The sequence below is a fragment of the Gaetbulibacter sp. PBL-D1 genome (genome assembly GCF_050509525.1).
GTDB classification, from domain to species: Bacteria; Bacteroidota; Bacteroidia; order Flavobacteriales; family Flavobacteriaceae; genus Gaetbulibacter_B; species Gaetbulibacter_B jejuensis.
In genome coordinates this window covers 1-22120 of record NZ_JBNWKB010000026.1, presented here as the reverse complement: position 1 = coordinate 22120, position 22120 = coordinate 1, and the positions used below count along the sequence as shown (strand labels likewise).

At 34.8% G+C, this 22120-nt stretch carries 19 protein-coding genes and 1 riboswitch; of the genes, 15 read left to right on the top strand and 4 right to left on the bottom strand.

Features of this window, described 5'->3' with window-relative positions:
- From ACQ0RB_RS15220 to argH, 13 genes are all read left to right on the top strand, one after another.
- Positions 1–466, top strand: a 466-nt coding sequence (locus ACQ0RB_RS15220) for a thiamine pyrophosphate-dependent enzyme (protein WP_430499512.1), incomplete at its 5' end; no start/stop codon positions are given.
- A 2-nt stretch (positions 467–468) separates the two neighbouring features.
- Positions 469–999: an acetolactate synthase small subunit gene (ilvN, locus tag ACQ0RB_RS15215; RefSeq protein ID WP_131508904.1), complete on the top strand. Its 531-nt coding sequence runs from the start codon at positions 469–471 to the stop codon at positions 997–999.
- A gap of 10 nt (positions 1000–1009) precedes the next feature.
- On the top strand, positions 1010–2512 hold the full coding sequence (gene ilvC / locus ACQ0RB_RS15210) for a ketol-acid reductoisomerase (RefSeq protein ID WP_430499510.1): 1503 nt from the start codon (positions 1010–1012) through the stop codon (positions 2510–2512).
- A gap of 8 nt (positions 2513–2520) precedes the next feature.
- Positions 2521–3786: a threonine ammonia-lyase IlvA gene (ilvA, locus tag ACQ0RB_RS15205; protein WP_430499508.1), complete on the top strand. Its 1266-nt coding sequence runs from the start codon at positions 2521–2523 to the stop codon at positions 3784–3786.
- A 462-nt stretch (positions 3787–4248) separates the two neighbouring features.
- Positions 4249–4872, top strand: a complete 624-nt coding sequence (locus tag ACQ0RB_RS15200; protein WP_262733489.1) for a GNAT family N-acetyltransferase — start codon at positions 4249–4251, stop codon at positions 4870–4872.
- Positions 4865–6052: an argininosuccinate synthase gene (locus tag ACQ0RB_RS15195; RefSeq protein ID WP_430499505.1), complete on the top strand. Its 1188-nt coding sequence runs from the start codon at positions 4865–4867 to the stop codon at positions 6050–6052. Before ACQ0RB_RS15200 ends, ACQ0RB_RS15195 begins: the two co-directional genes overlap by 8 nt.
- Entirely contained in the window at positions 6049–7023 is a 975-nt protein-coding gene (gene argC / locus ACQ0RB_RS15190; RefSeq protein ID WP_430499504.1) for an N-acetyl-gamma-glutamyl-phosphate reductase, read from the top strand. Before ACQ0RB_RS15195 ends, argC begins: the two co-directional genes overlap by 4 nt.
- 178 nt (positions 7024–7201) lie before the next feature.
- Positions 7202–8002 carry a pyrroline-5-carboxylate reductase gene (gene proC, locus ACQ0RB_RS15185; protein WP_430499502.1) on the top strand — a complete coding sequence of 267 codons (801 nt, stop codon included), beginning with the start codon at positions 7202–7204 and terminating at the stop codon, positions 8000–8002.
- On the top strand, positions 7999–9129 hold the full coding sequence (locus tag ACQ0RB_RS15180) for an aspartate aminotransferase family protein (RefSeq protein ID WP_430499500.1): 1131 nt from the start codon (positions 7999–8001) through the stop codon (positions 9127–9129). The genes proC and ACQ0RB_RS15180 overlap by 4 nt, the downstream gene beginning before the upstream one ends.
- A 67-nt stretch (positions 9130–9196) precedes the next feature.
- Positions 9197–10135 carry an acetylornithine carbamoyltransferase gene (locus ACQ0RB_RS15175; protein ID WP_430499498.1) on the top strand — a complete coding sequence of 313 codons (939 nt, stop codon included), beginning with the start codon at positions 9197–9199 and terminating at the stop codon, positions 10133–10135.
- Positions 10132–10908, top strand: coding sequence for an acetylglutamate kinase (argB, locus tag ACQ0RB_RS15170; protein ID WP_430499497.1), 777 nt, complete (start codon positions 10132–10134; stop codon positions 10906–10908). Before ACQ0RB_RS15175 ends, argB begins: the two co-directional genes overlap by 4 nt.
- Positions 10905–11966: a M20 family metallo-hydrolase gene (locus ACQ0RB_RS15165; RefSeq protein ID WP_430499496.1), complete on the top strand. Its 1062-nt coding sequence runs from the start codon at positions 10905–10907 to the stop codon at positions 11964–11966. The genes argB and ACQ0RB_RS15165 overlap by 4 nt, the downstream gene beginning before the upstream one ends.
- A gap of 108 nt (positions 11967–12074) precedes the next feature.
- Positions 12075–13349, top strand: a complete 1275-nt coding sequence (gene argH / locus ACQ0RB_RS15160) for an argininosuccinate lyase (RefSeq protein ID WP_430499494.1) — start codon at positions 12075–12077, stop codon at positions 13347–13349.
- 55 nt (positions 13350–13404) lie between these two features.
- Here argH and leuB read toward each other — a convergent pair whose 3' ends face one another.
- The 4 genes from leuB to ACQ0RB_RS15140 form a co-directional block, all read right to left on the bottom strand.
- Positions 13405–14523: a 3-isopropylmalate dehydrogenase gene (leuB, locus tag ACQ0RB_RS15155; RefSeq protein WP_430499492.1), complete on the bottom strand. Its 1119-nt coding sequence runs from the start codon at positions 14521–14523 to the stop codon at positions 13405–13407.
- A 147-nt stretch (positions 14524–14670) separates the two neighbouring features.
- The gene (gene leuD, locus ACQ0RB_RS15150) at positions 14671–15255 is read right to left on the bottom strand and encodes a 3-isopropylmalate dehydratase small subunit (RefSeq protein ID WP_430499490.1); all 585 of its coding nucleotides are present in this window, start codon (positions 15253–15255) and stop codon (positions 14671–14673) included.
- Positions 15256–15257: 2 nt separating this feature from the next.
- Positions 15258–16658 (bottom strand): 3-isopropylmalate dehydratase large subunit, encoded by a 1401-nt coding sequence (leuC, locus tag ACQ0RB_RS15145; protein ID WP_430499488.1) that lies wholly within the window; start codon positions 16656–16658, stop codon positions 15258–15260.
- A gap of 34 nt (positions 16659–16692) precedes the next feature.
- Complete coding sequence (locus ACQ0RB_RS15140; protein WP_129761095.1) at positions 16693–17868, bottom strand: 2-isopropylmalate synthase; 1176 nt, start codon at positions 17866–17868, stop codon at positions 16693–16695.
- 145 nt (positions 17869–18013) lie between these two features.
- Here ACQ0RB_RS15140 and ACQ0RB_RS15135 point away from each other — a divergent pair, with 145 nt between their 5' ends.
- A complete protein-coding gene (locus tag ACQ0RB_RS15135) occupies positions 18014–19558 on the top strand; it encodes a hypothetical protein (RefSeq protein ID WP_430499486.1) in 1545 nt (514 codons plus the stop codon).
- A gap of 97 nt (positions 19559–19655) precedes the next feature.
- Positions 19656–19807, top strand: a riboswitch (SAM riboswitch).
- 111 nt (positions 19808–19918) lie between these two features.
- On the top strand, positions 19919–22120 hold a 2202-nt coding region (locus tag ACQ0RB_RS15130), incomplete at its 3' end, for an aspartate kinase (RefSeq protein ID WP_430499484.1).

The following is a 22120-nucleotide window of genomic DNA, read 5'->3' as shown; positions in this document are numbered from 1 at the left end:
TAAAAGCAACATTACATCTGGTGGTTTGGGCACAATGGGATTTGCGTTACCAGCTGCAATTGGTGCTAAAATGGCTGCGCCAAATCGTGAAGTTGTGGCTATAATTGGAGATGGTGGCTACCAAATGACCATTCAAGAATTAGGCACTATTTTTCAAACGCGTGTTCCTGTAAAAATTGTGGTTTTAAATAACGATTTCTTGGGAATGGTTCGTCAATGGCAACAACTGTTTTTTGATAGACGTTATGCATCAACCGAATTGGTTAATCCAGATTTTGTTCAGATTGCAAAAGGGTATCATATAGATGCTAAACGCGTCACAAAACGAGAAGAATTAGCTGATGCCGTTAAAGAAATGATCGCAAGTGATTCGGCTTACTTCCTAGAAGTTTGTGTAGAAAAAGAAGATAACGTATTTCCAATGATACCAACTGGAGCTTCGGTTTCAGATGTAAGATTAAGTTAATTATGAGTCAAGAAAACCAAATATATACTGTATCTATTTACACCGAAAATAATATTGGATTGTTAAATCGAATTTCGGCAATTTTTCAACGTCGTCATATCAATATTGAAAGTATTGTATCTTCTGTTTCCGAAATAAAAGGCGTGTCGCGTTGGACAATCGTTGTAAAAGTTACCGAAGAACAAATCAAGAAAATCATCGGTCAAATAGAAAAGCAAGTCGAAGTCATTAAAGCGTTTTATCATACAGATGATGAAACCATTCATCAAGAATCTTGCTTGTTCAAAATAAAATCAGATTTGTTATTTGACGAACGTCAAATTCAAAATATCATTAAAGACAGTAACGCTAATATTGTTACTGTAAACAAGAAATTCTTTGTCCTTGAAAAATCAGGAAGACGACAAGAGTTAGACGAATTACATCAAAAATTAAAACCTTTTGGCATCATGCAATTTGTACGATCAGGGCGTATTGCTGTGACCAAAGACGAAATGAAAATATCAGAAATGCTACTAGCATTCAAAAACTAAAACACACACCATGTCAAATTATTTTAACACATTATCATTAAGAGAACAATTAGCACAATTAGGAAAATGTAGATTTATGGAGGCGTCAGAATTTGAAGATGGCGTTGAAGTTTTACTAGGAAAGAAAATCGTAATCGTTGGTTGCGGTGCACAAGGTTTAAACCAAGGCTTAAACATGAGAGATTCTGGATTAGATATTTCTTATGCTTTAAGACCACAAGCCATTGCCGAAAAGCGCCAATCGTATGTGCAAGCAACCGAAAATGGTTTCAACGTTGGAACTTACGAAGAGTTAATTCCAACAGCCGATTTAGTGCTTAACCTCACACCAGATAAACAACACACCAATGTGGTGAACGCTGTCATGCCTTTAATGAAAAAAGGAGCGACCTTAAGCTACTCGCACGGATTTAATATTGTTGAAGAAGGTACGCAAGTTCGTGAAGATTTAACCGTAATTATGGTAGCGCCAAAATGCCCTGGAACCGAAGTTCGTGAGGAGTACAAACGTGGTTTTGGTGTGCCAACGCTTGTTGCAGTACATCCAGAAAATGATCCGCAAGGAAAAGGATTGGCACAGGCAAAAGCCTATGCTGTGGCTACTGGTGGCGATCGTGCAGGTGTTTTAGAGTCTTCTTTTGTGGCAGAAGTAAAATCTGATCTTATGGGTGAGCAAACCATCTTGTGTGGTGTGTTACAAACAGGTTCAATTTTGTGTTTCGATAAAATGGTTGAAGAAGGGATCGAGCCAGAATATGCGGCAAAGTTGATTCAATATGGTTGGGAAACTATTACCGAAGCTTTAAAGCATGGTGGTATTACCAACATGATGGATAGATTGTCCAACCCAGCAAAAATTGAAGCGTTTAAGCTTTCGGAAGAATTGAAAGTGATAATGGCACCATTGTTCCAAAAGCATATGGACGACATCATTTCTGGTCATTTTTCTAAAACCATGATGGAAGATTGGGCAAATGATGATATTAACCTTTTAACGTGGCGTGAAGCTACAGGTGAAACGGCTTTTGAAAAAACACCTTTAACGTCTGAAACTATTTCAGAACAAGAGTATTTTGACCACGGAACATTATTGGTTGCGTTTGTAAAAGCAGGTGTTGAGTTAGCTTACGAAACAATGGTTAGTGCTGGAATTATTGAAGATTCTGCGTATTACGAATCGCTTCATGAGTTACCATTAATCGCAAATACCATTGCTCGTAAAAAGTTATACGAAATGAATCGTGTGATTTCAGATACTGCCGAATATGGTTGCTATTTATTCGATCACGCAGCAAAACCATTGTTGGTAGATTTCATGAAAACCGTTTCAACCGATGTTGTCGGAAAACCATTTTCAACTAAAAATGATGTTGATAATATTGAATTGATAAAAGTAAATGAAGCTATAAGAAGTCACTCTATCGAAACTGTAGGTAAGCGTTTACGTACAGCAATGACAGCTATGAAAGTGATAAAAACCGAAGATGTAAAAGCCGAAGCTGTTTTATCTTAATACAACAAATGAAAGATACACAAACCACATATTTTCCAACATTAGAAGCCGTAATTTCTGCTGCTGATAAATTGAAATCGGTAGTAAATCAAACACCGTTAACCTCAAATTTATACTATTCAAAACTGTATGATAGCAACATCTTGTTTAAGCGTGAAGATTTGCAAATGGTACGTTCGTATAAAATTCGTGGTGCTTACAATAAAATGGCTTCATTGTCTCAAAGTGAAGTGAAAAATGGTGTGGTTTGTGCCAGTGCAGGAAATCATGCGCAAGGTGTGGCTTTATCGTGCAAATTGCTTAAAATTCACGGTACAATTTATATGCCTTCGCCAACACCAAACCAAAAAATAGAACAGGTAAAAATGTTTGGCGAAGACTATATTGATGTCGTTTTAGAAGGTGATACGTTTGATGATTCTTACCATGCTGCTATGCGCGAGCAACAAGAAACAGGCAAGGCTTTTATTCATCCATTTAATGATGAAAAAGTTATTGAAGGACAAGCAACCGTAGGTTGGGAATTGTTTAATCAAGCGCCAAAACCTATTGATTATGTTTTTGTGCCTGTTGGTGGTGGCGGATTAGCCTCTGGTTTGTCAACTATTTTTAAGCAATTGTCCCCAAACACAAAGATTATAGGTGTTGAACCAACTGGCGCACCATCAATGTCAACATCAATTAAAAACGATGAGAATACAGAACTCGAACACATTGAAAACTTTGTAGATGGCGCTGCAGTAAAAAAGGTAGGTGATAAAACTTTTGACATTTGCAAGCAGAATTTAGACGATATGATTACCATTCCTGAAGGGAAAATTTGTCAGACTATTTTAGAGCTTTACAATAAAGAGGCTATTGTAGTTGAGCCTGCTGGCGCGTTGAGTATTGCAGCTTTAGATGTGTTTGCTGAAGATATCAAAGGAAAAAATGTTGTTTGTGTAATAAGTGGTAGCAATAATGATATAACACGTACTGCCGAAATAAAAGAGCGTGCATTGTTGTATTCAAATTTGAAGCACTATTTTATTGTGAAATTCCCACAACGTGCTGGAGCTTTAAAAGAATTTGTGGTAGATATTTTAGGCCCAAACGATGATATTGCGCATTTTGAGTACACAAAAAAATCCAATCGCGATACTGGTTCAGCAGTTGTTGGTATTGAGCTAAAATCTCAAGAAGATTTAGAACCATTAATCACTAAAATGAAAAACAGAAATTTTTATGGTGACTATCTCAATAATAAACCTGATTTATTTCAGTTTTTAGTCTAATTTTTTAAACTTTAAGCAGTTATAAGTGCTTATTTTGACAAAATCATAAAATTTGATTAAAATCAACAATTTTTAAACCGTCGTATTTAATTTATTTATAGTTTAGCACTATGAATTTAACAAAAAATAGAAATAGGGAAATCCAACCCACACGCTCTACACTTCGCGAGCGACGTCGCTAATGCTCAAAATCAAGCAAATTAGTTACACATTTTTATTTTTTTACCACATTGAACAACCCTTTACAGATATCATTTTTAAAACATCAAGTTATTACTCTTAATAACCATGTTTTAGTACGCCGACGTTTTCCACGTCGCCCGTAAGGGTATGTCTAATTTTTCGGAACTTTAGGTGTGTCCAGTTCCTCTTTCAAAAAAATAGTTCCTGATAAAACAGGAATCTCAAAAAACAAAAACTAGAATTTATTAATAAAATATAACCGTTATCACGGTCTGTATTATGGAAATTGTTATTGCTAACAAATCGCATAGCGTTTATGCCGAAATTATTTGTGAAACCATTGCCGAAGCTGCAAAAGTGAGAGGTACTGGTATCGCAAAACGAAAACCAGAATACATTATTACCAAAATGGAAAATGGTAATGCTGTTATCGCATTAGATGGCGATAAATTTGCTGGGTTTTGCTACATAGAGCAATGGAGTCATGGAAAATTTGTAGCAAATTCTGGACTAATTGTTCATCCAGATTTCAGAAATATAGGATTGGCTAAACAAATCAAAAAGAAAATTTTTGAGCATTCACGTACCAAATTCCCAAACGCAAAAGTATTTAGTATCACAACAGGTTTAGCCGTGATGAAAATGAATAGCGAATTAGGTTATAAACCTGTAACGTTTTCTGAATTAACAGATGATCAAACCTTTTGGAATGGTTGTCAAACTTGCAAAAACTATGATGTTTTACAACGTACAGAACAAAAAATGTGTTTATGCACAGGTATGTTATACGATCCTTTAAAAGAGGAAAAAACAAGCAATCATAAATTCGATAAAAAAGTCTGGACGCGATTAAAAAGCATTAAACAAACCAGGTTTCTTAAAAAAGAAAAGCAAAATGAGTAAAAAATTAGTCATCGCATATAGTGGCGGATTAGATACATCGTATTGCGCAGTTAGCCTATCAAAAGCGGGTTACGATGTGCATGCGGTAAGTGTAAATACAGGCGGATTTACAAAAGAAGAAATCAGTAAAATTGAAGCCAACGCCTATAAAATGGGTGTTACTACTTACAAAAATATTGATGCTATTGCGTCTTACTATAATAAAGTAATTAAGTATTTAATTTTTGGAAACGTACTTAAAAACAACACGTATCCATTATCAGTAAGTGCAGAGCGTATTATCCAAGCAATCGAAATTATTAAATATGCTAAAAGTATAAATGCAAAATATATTGCGCATGGTAGTACTGGTGCAGGAAATGATCAAGTGCGTTTTGATATGATTTTTCAAACTTTAGCACCAGAAATCGAAATTATTACACCAATTAGAGATCAAAAATTAACCAGACAGGAAGAAATCGATTATCTAAAAGAAAATGGTATTGATATGTCTTGGGAAAAAGCAAAATACTCAATAAACAAAGGACTTTGGGGAACAAGTGTTGGCGGATCAGAAACCTTAACTTCCGACAAACCATTGCCAAGCGAAGCCTATCCTTCGCAATTAAAACATTCAGATCCTGAAAAAGTCTCGTTGACCTTTTTAAAAGGTGAATTGGTTGCTGTAAACGGAATCGAAAACAGTCCAGAAGTTAATATTGAAGTCTTAAATACGTTAGCATCTGCCTATGCCATTGGACGTGATATTCATGTTGGCGATACCATTGTTGGTATAAAAGGTCGTGTAGGTTTTGAAGCTGCTGCTGCCTTAATCATCATCAAAGCACATCATTTATTAGAAAAACATGTGTTAACCAAATGGCAATTACAGCATAAGGATTATTTGTCTAATTTTTATGGAATGCATTTACATGAAGGTCAATATTTAGATCCTGTAATGCGAAACATGGAGGCCTTTTTAGAAAGTAGTCAAGATAAAGTTTCTGGTGAAGTGGTTGTGACTTTAAAACCATGCCATTTCACATTAGACGGTATTTCTTCAAAACATGATTTAATGAGCGCGAAGTTTGGAAGCTATGGTGAAGAAAACAAAGGTTGGACTGCAGAAGACGCTAAAGGATTCATCAAAATTTTTGGTAATCAAAACAAAATCTATCAACAAGTAAATCAAGAGTTATGATTAAAGCAGGAATAATTGGTGGTGCAGGTTACACAGCTGGCGAATTGATTAGACTTTTAATCAATCATCCTGAAGTGAATATAGATTTTGTGTACAGCACATCCAATGCAGGTAATACTATTGGTAAAGTACATCAAGATTTAATTGGTGAAGATTTAGAATTTTCTAATAAAATCAATCCTGAAGTTGATGTGGTATTTTTATGTTTAGGTCACGGAAATTCAAAAGCATTTTTAAGTAAAAATGAATTTTCAACTGAAACCAAAATCATAGATTTAAGCAACGATTTTAGACTTGAAAACGATAAAGTTTTCAATGGAAAAACATTCGTTTACGGTTTACCTGAATTAAATAAATCGGACATAACACAAGCGGATTATATTGCAAATCCTGGTTGTTTTGCAACTGCTATTCAATTAGCATTATTGCCTTTAGCAAATGCAAAATCATTAATCGAAGATGTACACGTAAATGCAGTTACAGGTGCAACTGGTGCAGGAACATCATTATCTACGACTACGCATTTTACATGGCGAGATAACAATTTTTCGTATTACAAACCTTTCACTCATCAGCACTTGGGCGAAATTAATCAGTCGGTAAAATTGTTACAAAATAATTTCAATTCACAAATCAATTTTATGCCAAATCGAGGTGATTTTTCAAGAGGAATTTTCGCTACGCTTTACACAAAATTTGATGGTAGTTTAGAAGATGCCAAACAATTGTTTAGTGACTATTATAAAGACGCAAAATTCACATTGATTTCAAATGAAAATATTCATTTAAAACAAGTAGTCAATACCAATAATTGCATACTTCATTTACATAAACACGAAGATAAATTATTGGTCACAAGCATTATTGATAATTTACTAAAAGGTGCATCAGGACAAGCGGTACAAAACATGAATTTGATGTTCAGTTTTGAAGAAACAGCAGGTTTAAAGTTAAAGGCGAGTTATTTTTAAGACGACGTCATTGCGTTAGCGATTGAAGTGGCATCCTTTTTATTTGTCTCTTCGAGCGCAGTCGAGAAGTTGTCAAATAAAAAGATATAACGGAAAGCGCGACCCTTGTGGTAACGCCAACAAGAACAATTTGAAAATAGATTCCTACCTGCGCAGGAATGACAAAACAACCAAAAAGATGAAAATAGCAATCATAGGAACGGGAAATTTAGGGAAATCGATAGCCAAAGGATTAATCACCAACAATGCGATCACGACTCTGTATTTAACAAAACGAAATGTGGATAGCATATCTGAATTTGACGGTTATAAAAATGTGACCATTACAACTGATAATAAGTTAGCAGTACAACAATCGGATATTTTGATTTTTGCGGTTCAGCCAGCACATTTCGAATCGATTTTAAACGACATAAAACCTTTCTTAACTGAAAAACATGTGGTGATTTCTACCATTACAGGTTATACCATTCCTAAAATTGAATCGCAAATTGGTACTGATCAATTTATCATTCGTGCTATGCCAAATACAGCAATTGCAGTTGGTAAATCCATGACCTGTTTATGTAGTAATGCACAAGGTGAAAAACGCATTAAAATTGCGCAAGCTATTTTTAATCGTTTGGGACATTCATTAGTAATTCCTGAAGCGCAAATGCAAGCCGCAACAGTAGTTTGTGCTAGCGGAATTGCCTTTTGGATGCGTTTGATTAGAGCGACGACACAAGCAGCAATTCAGTTGGGATTTGACTCAAAAGAAGCACAAGAATTAGCGATGTACACTTGTGAAGGAGCAGCTAATTTACTTATCACTAATGGTAATCATCCAGAAGAAGAAATTGATCGCGTTACTACACCAAAAGGTTGCACCATTGAAGGTTTAAATGAGATGGAACACAAAGGACTGAGCTCATCTTTAATTCAAGGCATGGTCGCGTCGTTTAATAAAATTAACAACATTAAAAAGGAACAAATATGAGTTTGTTTAACGTTTATCCACTTTTTGATATTACACCTGTAAAGGCAAAAGACGTCTATGTTTATGACGAAAATAATGTCGAATATTTGGACTTATATGGCGGACATGCCGTGATTTCTATTGGGCATTCGCATCCAAAATATGTGTCGGCAATTTCTAATCAAGTGTCAAAATTGGGTTTTTATAGTAATGCAATTCAAAATCCGCTGCAAGTCGCTTTGGCAGATAAGTTAGAAGCGCTTTCAGGTTGTAAAGATTATCAACTGTTTTTATGTAATTCTGGTGCAGAAGCGAATGAAAACGCTTTGAAATTAGCATCATTTCACAACGGAAAAAGTAAAGTGTTAGCATCTAAAAATTCGTTTCACGGTCGTACATCTGCAGCAGTTGCAGCAACCGATAATCCTAAAATTGTAGCGCCAATCAATGCACAGCAAGATGTTGATTTTGTAGAGTTAGGCGATTTAATTACAGTTGAAAACATCCTGAAAGCAAATCAAACTTGCGCAGTAATCATTGAATGTATTCAAGGTGTTGGCGGATTGGACGAAAGCACTACCGAATTCTATCAAGGTTTAGAAAGGTTATGTAAGCAATACAATACGATTTTAATTGCAGACGAAGTTCAATCTGGTTTTGGTAGAACAGGCGATTTTTTCGCTTTTCAAAAGCATAACATTACACCAGATATTATTTCTATTGCAAAAGGAATGGGTAATGGATTTCCTGTTGGTGGTATTTTAATTAATCCAAACATCAAACCAAGCTTTGGTTTGTTAGGCACAACCTTTGGTGGCAATCATTTGGCTTGTGCGGCTTCACTTTCGGTTTTAGAAGTTTTAGAGGAAGAAAAACTGCTTGAAAATGCAAATGAAATTTCAGCTTATTTTATTGACAAAGCTAAACAATTACCAAGTCTGAAAAGTATAAAAGGTCGCGGTTTAATGTTAGGATTAGAGTTTGATTTTCCTGTTTCAGAATTAAGGAAACAACTGATTCACAAACATCACATGTTTACAGGAAGCGCCAAAAACCCTAATCTTTTACGAATTCTTCCACCATTAACCATTCAGAAAAAACACATTGATGTCTTTTTCGAGGCATTGAAAATTGAGTTAAATACATAAAAACCTCTCGACTGCGCTCGAGGAGACATTTTACTGTCAGGTCGAGCGCAGTCGAGACCTAATTATTATGAAAAAATACACCGAAATAAAAGACATTCCTAACCTAAACGAAACTATAAAAGAAGCTATTTTATTAAAAATGAATCCTTTTGAATTTCAAGAATTAGGTAAACATAAAACCTTGGTCATGTTGTTTTTTAATGCTAGTTTACGAACCAGATTAAGTACCGAAAAAGCAGCAAAGAATTTAGGAATGGATGTGATGGTTTTAAACGTTAATGATGCTTGGCAGTTAGAATTTGAAGACGGAACCGTCATGAATGCCAATACATCAGAACACGTTAAAGAAGCAGCTCAAGTCATTTCGCAGTACGCAGACATTATTGCGGTTAGAGCATTTCCTACCTTAACCGATAAAGCCAAAGACCAAAGCGAATACATTTTAAAGAGTTTTGAAAAGTATGCTACAGTACCAATCGTTAACATGGAAAGTACGACAGCGCATCCGTTACAAGCGTTGGCAGATGCGATTACGATTACTGAATTGGCCGAAAAACCAAAGCCAAAAGTCGTGTTGTCTTGGGCACCACATCCTAAAGCATTACCGCAAGCTGTGGCGAATTCGTTTGTAGAAATGATGCAAAATTTAGAGGTTGATTTTACAATAACGCATCCAGAAGGTTATGAGTTAGACAAAAACATAACCAAACAAACACCGATAAATTACAATCAAAAAGAGGCTTTACAAGATGCCGATTTTGTGTATGTGAAAAACTGGAGCAATTTTAATGACTACGGAAAAGTCTTGAATCAAGATGAAAATTGGATGATGACAAAAGATAAGTTGGGCAACGCTAAATTTATGCATTGCTTACCAGTAAGACGAAATATTGTGGTTGAAGATGCAGTTTTAGATAGTGAAAATTCAGTTGTGATAAAACAGGCTAACAATAGAACTTATGCAGCTCAAATTGTGTTGAAGCAGATTTTAGAAGGATTAAAATGAAAGCACTAAAAATCATAAAAATAGGCGGAAACATCATTGATAACGTAGATGCATTACAAGCGTTCTTAAAAGAGTTTTCCAAGATCGAAGAACTTAAACTATTGGTGCATGGTGGCGGAAAATTAGCAACTAAACTTGCCAACCAAATGCAAGTAGAAGTGAAAATGATTGATGGTAGACGCATTACAGATGCTGAAACTTTGGATATTATTACAATGGTTTACGCAGGTAAAATCAATAAAAATATAGTCGCACAATTACAATCATATAACTGTAATGCTATTGGATTTTCTGGCGCTGATGGTAATACGATAGTTTCAGACAAAAGACCAGTAAAAACTATTGATTATGGTTTTGTTGGTGATGTAAAACAAGTGAATACAAAAAGTTTAGAACTACTCTTAAATAATAATATCACGCCTGTATTTTGTGCTATTACACATGATAAAAATGGACAATTGTTAAACACTAACGCAGATACAATTGCATCAGAATTAGCCATTGGGTTGTCTCAAATTTTCAATACAGAATTATATTACTGCTTTGAAAAAAACGGTGTTTTAAAAGATGTTAATGATAATAATTCAGTGATTGAATCAATAACTTCAGAAAACGTTCAGCAATTGATAGACAATCAAATTATATCGGAAGGTATGCTGCCAAAAATTAATAATTGCATGCATGCTGTCAAACATAATGTTCAAAAAGTATGTATTGGAAAACCAGAGATGCTTTTCGATAAAAATTCAACCTACACAACCATTTCAAAATGATATCAACGTTAACAGAACAAGCTATTTCGTTGTTAAAACAACTGATAGAAACACCTTCTTTTTCATCTGAAGAAGACCAAACTGCACAACATATTGAGCAATGGTTTCAGCTTCAAAACATACCATATCAACGCACAATGAATAACGTTTGGGCAATTAATAAACATTTTGATGAGACCAAACCAACGTTGCTCTTAAACTCGCATCACGATACGGTTAAACCAAATAATGGTTACACTAAAGATCCGTTTAAAGCGATTGTTGAAGATGGAAAACTGTATGGTTTAGGCAGCAATGATGCTGGTGGTTGTTTGGTAAGTTTGCTGGCGACATTTGCTTATTTCTATGAGCAAAAAAATCTGAAATACAATTTAGTTATTGTTGCATCTGCCGAAGAAGAAAGTAGTGGCGACAATGGTTTAAATAGCATATTAAGTGTAATTCCAAAAGTTGATGTTGCTATTGTAGGCGAACCAACCTTGATGCATTTGGCAGTAGCCGAAAAAGGTTTGGTAGTGTTTGATGCTGTAGTAAAAGGCACGCCAAGTCATGCAGCTCATCCTAACGATGATAATGCCATTTATAATACGATTTCGGTATTGGAATGGTTCAAAAATTATGAGTTTGAGAAAAAATCTAAAGCATTAGGCGATGTAAAAATGACAGTGACGCAAATTTATGCTGGCAAGCAACATAACGCTGTTCCTGCAAATGTTGATTTGGTGGTTGATGTTCGTGTAAACGATAAATATTCCAATCAAGAGATTGTAGATATTTTACAACAAGAAGCGCCTTGTGATAGCATCATTCCTCGAAGTATAAAACTGAATTCGTCGTCTATTCCAATTGATCATCCTTTGGTAAAAGCTGGTATTGAAATTGGAAGAAACACTTACGGTTCGCCAACCTTATCAGATCAAGCGGTGTTAAGTTGTCCGTCATTAAAATTAGGACCTGGTGACAGCACACGATCTCATAGTGCAGACGAATTTATTTATATCAATGAAATTGAAGAAGGCATTAAGATTTATATTGAATTGTTAGAGAAAGTATTATAATGTCAGGTCGAGCGCAGTCGAGACCTAATCAACCTCTCGACTGCGCTCGAGGAGACAAAAGTTTAATTAAAAAGAAAGCAGAGAATCCTGCTTTCGCAGGAATAAATTATGAAACTCTGGGATAAAGGCATAAGCATAGACAAAAAAATAGAACAATTTACAGTTGGAAATGATCGTGAAATCGATTTGCACATAGCAAAATACGATGTGCAAGCCTCATTAGCACATGCTAAAATGTTGCAAACGATAGACATTTTAACTGCTGAAGAATTACAACAATTAGAAAAAGGACTTCAGGATTTAGCATCACAAATTGAAAACGGAACGTTTACTATAGACAATCAATTTGAAGATGTACATTCTAAAATTGAATTTGAGCTCACTAAAATCTATGGTGATGTTGGAAAAAAAATACATACAGCACGCTCTAGAAATGATCAAGTTTTGGTGGCATTGCAACTATTTTACAAAGCCGAATTAATCAATATAAAATCAAAAACAAAAACATTTTTTGAAACGCTTTTAGAGTTAGCTGAAACCCATAAAAAAGCATTGTTACCAGGTTACACGCATTTGCAAGTGGCTATGCCATCATCATTTGGGTTATGGTTTTCTGCCTATGCAGAAGTCTTAATTGACGATGTGTATTTGTTAAATGCTGCTTTAAAAAACGTTGATCAAAACCCGCTTGGATCTGCAGCTGGTTATGGAAGTTCATTCGCAATTGACAGACAATTAACTACACAGTTTTTAGAGTTTTCAACTTTAAAATACAACGTCGTTGCTGCACAAATGAGTCGTGGAAAAAGTGAACGTACTATTGCATTAGCATTAGGTAGTTTAGCCAATACATTGGCGCGTTTTGCTATGGACATTTGCCTGTATATGAGTCAGAATTTTGGATTCATAAGTTTTCCGGATGAATTAACCACAGGAAGTAGCATCATGCCTCACAAAAAAAATCCTGATGTTTTTGAGCTGATTAGAGGAAAGAGCAATAAAATACAAGCCTTACATCATGAAATGGTTTTAATAACCAATAATCTGCCAAGTGGTTATCACAGAGATTACCAATTATTAAAAGAAAATATGATTTCTGCCGTTATGGATATGCAGGATATTCTTGAAATTTTCAACTATTCTATAAAACAAATAGAAGTAAAATCTATTGACTTAAACGACGAGAAATATCAATATTTATTTACGGTTGATAACATCAATACATTGGTTGAAAACGGTATGAGTTTTAGAGAAGCCTATCAAAAAATTGGTAACGAGGTGCAAAACGGAACCTACAAACCTGATATCTCAAAACAGCATACACACATTGGAAGTATTGGTAATTTATGTTTGGAAGAGATAAAAAATAAATTTCCTGAATAAAAAAAGCACCTTTTTTAAGGTGCTTTTCTGATTTTAATCAAAATAATTAATCACTCTAAATAATAGTAGATTGACCCAAATGAATATTCGCGAAATTTAGGTTACTATCTTTAGGGTTATTAATAAAGTCTTCAATAAAGTCTCCAACTTTACTTGTTGTTATAGTATTGTTTTTACTGTTTAAATCAGGTGTTGTGATTTCTAGTTGTAACGATTTTTCAACAGCTTCTCTAACCATTTCAGCTTCTTCATGTAACTCAAAATGATCAAGTAACATAGCAGCCGATAAAATAGAGGCTATAGGGTTTGCAATACCTTTTCCTGTAGCTTGCGGATACGATCCATGAATAGGTTCAAACATCGCATGTTTATCACCAACCGATGCCGAAGCTAATAATCCAATGCTACCACCAATAACACTGGCTTCATCACTAATAATATCACCAAACATATTTTCGGTTAAAATAACATCAAATTGTTTTGGGTTTAATATCAATTGCATTGCAGCGTTATCTACAAACAAAAAGTCTAATGCTACATCAGGATAGTCTTCAGCAACTTGTTTTACAACATTGCGCCATAAACGAGACGTTTCCAATACATTGGCTTTATCAACAAGTGTTACCTTTTTTTGTCTTGTTTGTGCAGCTTTAAAAGCTAAATGCGTAATACGCTCAATTTCTTCACGAGAATATTCACACAAATCTGAAGCGATATTACCATCTTCACTTAATTGTTTTTTACCAAAATAAATACCACCAGTCAATTCACGATAAATACTAATGTCAGTGCCTTTAATGTTTTCTTCCTTCAATGGCGACTGACTTAAAAGCATATCGTAAGCCTTAACAGGTCTAATGTTTGCATACAAACCAAGCTCTTTACGTAGCTTAAGCAATCCCTGTTCCGGACGCACTTTTGCATTAGGATTATTATCATATTTTGGGTCGCCAATGGCACCAAACAATACAGCATCGCTGTGTTTGCACAAGTCTAGCGTAGCATCAGGAAGTGGCTCTCCAGTTTCATCAATGGCAATTGCGCCAACTGAAGCCGATTTAAAATTAAACGTATGGTCAAACTCTTGAGCTATCGCTTTCAATGTCTTGATGGCTTCTTTTGTAACTTCTGGACCAATACCATCTCCTGATAAAACTGCAATATTTAATTTCATAGTCATTTCCTTCGAAAGCAAATCACGCTGCTCTCTTTATTTAGTTATTATTTTGTTGCTTTTTTGGGCGTTACCACAAGGGTCGCGCTTTCGGCAGTCGCTTCCAGATTGTAACCATCTGGAGAGCTTCAACAAATGCCTCAATCGCTAACGCGATAGCTCAAAAGCTTCTATTTGTTCTTTTTTACTTAATAGATAATCAATATCATCATAGCCATTAATCATACAAGTTTTCTTATAAGAATCAATGTCAAAATCGGTTTGCAAATTTGTACCATCAACCGTTAAGGTTTGCGCTTCTAAATTCACGGTTAATACTGTTTCAGGATTGGTTTTAATAACCTCAAACAAATCTTTTAAAAACCCTTCAGAAACCTGTAAAGGTAACAAGCCATTGTTTAAAGCATTGCCTTTAAAAATATCGGCAAAAAAACTAGAAACAATTACTTTAAAACCATAACCAGCAAGCGCCCAAGCAGCGTGCTCACGACTAGAGCCGCAACCAAAATTATCTCCAGCAACCAATATGCTACCATGATATTTTGGGTTGTTTAAAGCAAAGGCTTCGTTAATGTTTCCTTGTTTATCAAAACGCCAATCTCTAAATGCATTATCGCCAAAACCTTGTTTGTCGGTTGCCTTTAAAAAACGCGCTGGAATAATTTGATCGGTGTCAATATTCTCAATTTCCAACGGAATGGCAGTACTATGTAAAGTTGTAAATTTTTCCATGTTTAAATCAATTCTTCTTCTAGGCTTAACGCTTTAGTGACATCAACAATTTTTCCTTCTACAGCAGTTGCAGCGGCAACTAGAGGACTTGCTAAAATAGTCCTTGCGCCTTGTCCTTGTCTACCTTCAAAATTTCTATTTGATGTTGAAACACAGTATTCACCTTCAGGAATTTTATCATCGTTCATGGCTAAACACGCACTGCAACCAGGTTGTCTTAATTCAAAACCAGCAGCTTCAAATACTGTTTTTAAGCCTTCTTCTTCTATTTGAGATTCTACTTGCTTACTTCCTGGAACTAACCAAGCAGTTACATTTGGGGCTTTTTGCTTACCTTTTATATAGTTGGCAGCAACTCTAAAATCTTCAATTCGGGAGTTGGTGCAACTTCCTATAAACACGTAGTTAATAGGTTTGTTTAGCATAAGTTCTCCTTTTTTAAAGTCCATGTATTCCAAAGACTTTTCAAAAGAAGCATCGCTTAAATCTGGGATTTTGGCATTTATTTTTATACCCATTCCTGGGTTGGTACCATAAGTAACCATAGGTTCGATGTCTTCAGCATCAAACGTATATTCTTTGTCAAAAGTAGCATCGGCATCAGTAGGAAGTGTTTTCCAGTAAGCAACAGCTTTCTCAAAGGCTTCACCTTGAGGCGCAAATTCTTTCCCTTTTACATAGGCAAAAGTAGTTTCGTCTGGTGCAATCATGCCACCACGAGCTCCCATTTCAATACTCATATTGCATACAGTCATTCGGCCTTCCATACTCATGTTTTCAAAAACATCCCCTGCATATTCACAGAAATAACCAGTACCTGCATTTGTACCAATTTTTGAAATGATATATAAAATAACATCCTTTGGTAATACACCAGGTTTTAGGGTTCCGTTTACAGAAACACGTAAGCTTTTAGGTTTTGTTAAAAGCAAACATTGACTAGCAAAAACTTGTGCAACTTGACTTGTGCCAATACCAAAAGCAATGGTTCCAAAAGCACCATGCGTTGAGGTGTGACTATCGCCACAAACCATAGTCATTCCAGGTTGCGTAATACCAAGTTCTGGAGCCATAACGTGAACAATACCGTTGTATTTATGACCAAGACCGTAAAGTGTAATGTTGTTTTTATCACAGTTTTTAGCCAATTGTTTTAATTGGTTTCTGGATAATTCGTCTCTTACTGGTAAATGTTGGTTTTGTGTTGGTGTATTGTGATCTGCAGTTGCTACAATTTGATTTGGTCTAAAAATAGGAATGTTACGTTCTTCAAGCTCATTAAATGCTTGCGGACTCGTAACTTCATGAATTAAATGTTTGTCTATATATAAAATTTGAGGGCCGTTTTCAATAGAATCGACCACATGTGCATCCCAAACTTTATCGAATAATGTTTTTCCCATAGTTGTTTTCCGCGAAAGCGGTACTCTTTTTTAATTAAGCCGAAATGATTTGTTGATACACGTTGCTTGTTTCAATAATTTGATGAATATCGCTATCATTGACTTCCTTTTTCTTATCTGCAAAAACCAAGAAGTTTTGATAAATATCATCAAGCTGTAATTTGGTTAGTTCGTAACCAATATTTTTTGCGCGATACGCTAAAGCAGCTCGACCACTTCTAGCTGTAAGTACAATTGCAGACTCGGTAACACCAACATCTTTTGGGTCTATAATTTCGTAAGTTTCACGGTTTTTTATAACGCCATCTTGATGAATTCCAGAGCTGTGAGCAAAAGCGTTACTACCAACAATAGCTTTGTTAGGTTGAGAGTAAACACCCATTTGTTCTTGTACTAATTGGCTAATGCCATAAAGTTCTTGTGTTACAATACTTGTGTCTAAATTTAAATAAGGGTGTTGTTTTAAAATCATGACGACTTCTTCAAGAGCTGTATTACCAGCACGTTCGCCAACACCATTAATAGTGCATTCTATTTGGCGAGCACCATTAATAACACCTTCTATAGAATTTGCTGTGGCTAATCCTAAATCGTTATGGCAATGACAAGATAAAATAGCTTTGTCTATGCCTTTTACATGTTCTTTTAAATATTTTATTTTGGCACCATACTCACTAGGTAAGCAGTAGCCTGTAGTATCAGGAATGTTTAAAACTGTTGCTCCAGCACTAATGGCAACTTCACAAACTTTAGCAAGGAATTCGTTATCAGTTCGTCCAGCATCTTCGGCATAAAACTCTACATCTTCTACAAACGATTTAGCATATTTTACAGCATTATAAGCACGTTCTAAAACTTTTTCGCGCGTAGAGTTAAATTTGAATTTTATATGTGAGTCTGATGTGCCTATTCCCGTATGTATTCTTGGTCTAACAGCTGTTTTTAAAGCTTCGGCAGCGACCTTAATATCATTTTCAACAGCACGTGTTAGTCCACAAACGGTAGCGTTTTTTACAATTCTTCCTATGGCAGCAACAGCTTCAAAATCTCCAGGGCTAGACACAGGAAAACCTGCTTCAATAATATCAACACCCAACGTGTCTAATCGTTCAGCAATGACCAGTTTTTGACTTGTGTTTAATTTACAACCTGGTACTTGCTCACCATCGCGAAGTGTTGTATCGAAAATTTGTACTTTATCTTTAGACATTAAAAAATAAATTTTTGTATTGTCTTACGAATTTATACTTTGGATTTATGATAGCGTATAAACTCGCAACTTTGTTTACGATGTTCAAACGCATTATTTTAATTTACAATACTGTATTTCAATTAGTTAATATTTATTTTGTTTGATGACTAAAGACCAAAAAGATAATTTGTTTTCGTTGGTAAAATCCATGACCAAATCTGAAAAACGCCAATTTAAATTGTATGTTGGCAGATTGGGTGTGAATGATGATTCAAAATTTTTGAATTTGTTTAATGTTATGGATAAGTTGTCATCGTATGATGAGGTTGCTATTTTAAAAAATGCCAATATTAAAAAGCAGCAATTAGCTAATGTAAAAGCGCATTTGTACAAGCAAATTTTAATTAGTTTGCGTTTGAGTCCGTCGCACCAAAACACACGTTCTCAAATAAGAGAACAGCTGGATTTTGCGTCTATTTTGTATCATAAAGGTTTGTACAAGCAGGCATTGAAAATTCTAGATAAAGCTAAAGATGTTGCGATACAGCATGAAGAGAAAAATCTAGCTTATGAAATTGTAGAGCTGGAAAAGGTTATTGAATCACAGTATATTACACGTAGTATAAGTGGTCGTGCAGATGAACTTACAATACAAGCCAAAGAGTTGAGTCAAGCCAATGTGATTGCTAGTAAACTCTCAAATTTATCTTTGCAGTTATACGGACTTTTCCTAAAATTTGGTTACGCCAAAAACCAAGATGATGCTAAAGAAATACAAGATTATTTTAACGCCAGATTACCTAAATATGACATTTCACAGTTAGGTTTTAGAGAAAAACTATGGTTGTATAAAGCCTATTTGTGGTATAGTTTTTTAATGCAAGATTTTTTAAACTGCTATAAATTTGCTTTAAAATGGGTGTCTCTTTTTGAACAAAATCCAGAAATGATTCACCTAAATCCTGTGTTTTTTATAAAAGGAAATAACTATTTGTTGGAGTCGCTTTTTTACATAAAAAACAAACATAAATTTAAAGAATACCTTGATAAATTTGAAGACATTATCAATACGCCATCATTTAATAAAGATGAAAATGTAGAAGCCTTATCATTCTTGTATTACAATGTAAATAGTGTGAATTACTATTTTGTAGATGGTAGTTTTCACGAAGGCTTGCAGTTAATTCCTAAAATTGAAAAAGCACTACCAAATTATCAAGATAGAATAGATGAACACCATACCATGATTTTCTATTACAAGTTTGCGAGTATGCATTTTGGGGCAGGAAATAATCGAGAATGTATTCATTATTTAAATAAGATAATTTCTAATAAATCGCTTTCTATGCGTGAGGATTTACAGTGTTTTTCTCGTGTTTTAAACGTTGTGGCGCATTATGAAGAAGGTTTAGATTATCATTTGGAGCGTTTATTAAGAGATACTTATAAATATCTACTGAAAATCAATGACTTAAACGAGGTTCAAAAAGAAATGATTAGGTTTATTCGAGGACTTCAAGACATTTTTCCGCATGATATTAAAAAAGCATTTGTTAAGTTTCATAAACAGCTTAAGCAATACGAAAACCATCCTTATGAGCGTCGTGCATTTTTGTATCTTGATATTATTTCTTGGTTAGAAAGTAAGATTGAAAACAAACCTGTCGCACAGATTATTAAAGAGAAATATTTAGAACAATACGCCTGATTTTTAAAGAGATTTTATAAAAAAAATCAAAATTATTTGGATATTAAAATTTTCTAACTGAATATTTGCACTCACAAAGTTCAAATTACTTATTGAAATGTTATCAAGAAAGGTGGAGGGAATAGACCCTATGAAACCTTGGCAACCCTTAAATTCCTATGGAAATAGGAATCTTTATTTAAGAAGGTGCTAAATTCTACTTTTTGTTATTTCGAGTACAATCGAAAATTTCAATTAGATAGATAACACAAAACTAATTACAGTCCTGTAATTACGTAATTTCTTTTTAACATATTCTATTTAAGTCCTCACAAAAGAGGTGTTTTGACTTTTTGATTTTTTAAAATTTATAAATCAAACATGAGCAAACTTAAATATGTTTTATTAGACAATGTCTTGCTAGAAAGCAATGTGAGCATTACAATTAAATTGTCCTATCAAACCTTTGGGAAACCTTTAGGAGAAGCACCAATTGTAATGGTAAATCACGCACTTACCGGAAATAGTAATGTTGCTGGTAAAGATGGTTGGTGGACAGATTTAATAGGCGATAACAAAGTTATCGATACTCAAAAATATACCATTTTAGCATTCAATATTCCAGGAAATGGTTACGACGGATTTGCAGTTGAAAACTATAAAGATTTTGTAGCAAGAGATATCGCAAACATATTTCTTTTAGGCTTAAAAGCATTACAAATTGATAAACTTTTTGCGCTAATTGGTGGTTCGCTTGGTGGTGGAATTGCTTGGGAAATGGCGTTTTTGTCACCAAATCTAGCCGAATATCTAATTCCTGTGGCAACCGACTGGAAATCTACCGATTGGTTAATTGCCAACTGCCAAATTCAAGAGCAATTCTTGGTAAACTCAAACAATCCAGTCCACGATGCACGCATGCATGCCATGTTGTGTTATCGAACGCCACAATCGTTTAAAGAGCGTTTTCAACGTAGTAAAAATAATGATTTAGAAATCTTTAATGTGGAAAGTTGGTTGTTGCATCACGGAAAAAAACTGCAAGAGCGTTTTCAACTATCGGCTTACAAACTCATGAATCAATTACTAAAAACCATTGATGTTACGCGTGGTAGAGGCGATAATGTAAATGTGTTGGATATCATAAAATCTAACATTGCCATTGTTGGTGTAGATTCCGATTTGTTTTTTACCGCTGAAGAAAACCGCGAAACACAACGCCAATTGGCATTAACGCATCCTAATGTGACCTATAGTGAAATTCATTCCAGTCACGGACACGATGCATTTTTAATAGAATTTGAACAATTAGAACAGATTATAGAAGGCATTTTTAGACCTGAAACCAAAAATAAAAGAATGAAAGTATTAAAATTTGGAGGGAAATCGCTTGCTAATGGCGAAGGATTAAACCGCGTGTTGTCAATTATAGAGCATAAAGTAAAAGAAGGCGAGCGTATTGCGGTTGTGGTTTCGGCTAGAGGAAAAGCAACTGATACTTTGGAAGCTATTTTGGAGAAAGCTGCTAAAAAACAAGACTATCAAACTGCTTTTGAAACGTTTAAAACCTATCAAACAGAGCCTTTGCCAAGTATCGATTTTACTGAAGAGTTTTCAGAATTGAACAACATTTTTGAAGGTGTTAAGCTGCTTGGTGATTATAGCGATAAAATTAAAGCGCAAGTATTGTCATATGGCGAATTATTATCTGTGAAATTGATTTCAGAATTATTAAAATCAAAAGGTGTTAACGCCAACCCAACAGATGCCAGAGTTTTGATAAAAACAGATGCTAATTATATAAATGCACAACCTCAAGATAAGCAATCTAAAGACAATGTTTTGGCGCATTTTAAAAGCTATAATGGTACAACTGTAAACGTTGTAACAGGATTTATCGGCTCTAATAAAAATGGAGAAACGACCTTGTTGGGCAGAAATGGAAGCAATTATTCAGCGTCATTATTGGCAAACTATTTAGATGCCGAAGAACTGCAAAATTACACGCATGTAAATGGTATTTACACAGCAAATCCAGATTTGGTAGAAGATGCACAAAAAATTAGAGAATTATCCTTTAACGAAGCTAACGAATTAGCGAACTTCGGTACAAGCGTTTTACACGCTAAAACCATTATTCCGCTAGTTGAAAAGAATATCAATCTTCGTATTTTAAATACGTTCAATCCAGAAGATGAAGGGACGTTAATCACAGCAAAGTCAAGCAACAAAGAGGTTACGTCTTTGTCAGTTCTAGAAGATGTTGCGCTTATAAATTTAGAAGGTCGTGGTTTGTTAGGTAAAGTTGGTGTTGATGCGAGGATTTTTAAGGCGTTGAGCAATTACGGAATTAGTGTGAGTATTGTATCTCAAGGATCTTCTGAAAGAGGTATTGGTTTGGTGATAAATTCCGCGCAAGCTACACAAGCGGTTATTGCTTTAGAACGTGAGTTTGAAACCGATTTTTACTCAAAAGATGTTAATAAAATTGAAGTGGTAGATGACGTTGCGGTGATTTCTATAATTGGTATCGAGTTAAGTTCGTTCCACAAGCCATTCAATGCGTTAATTAAAAATCAAATT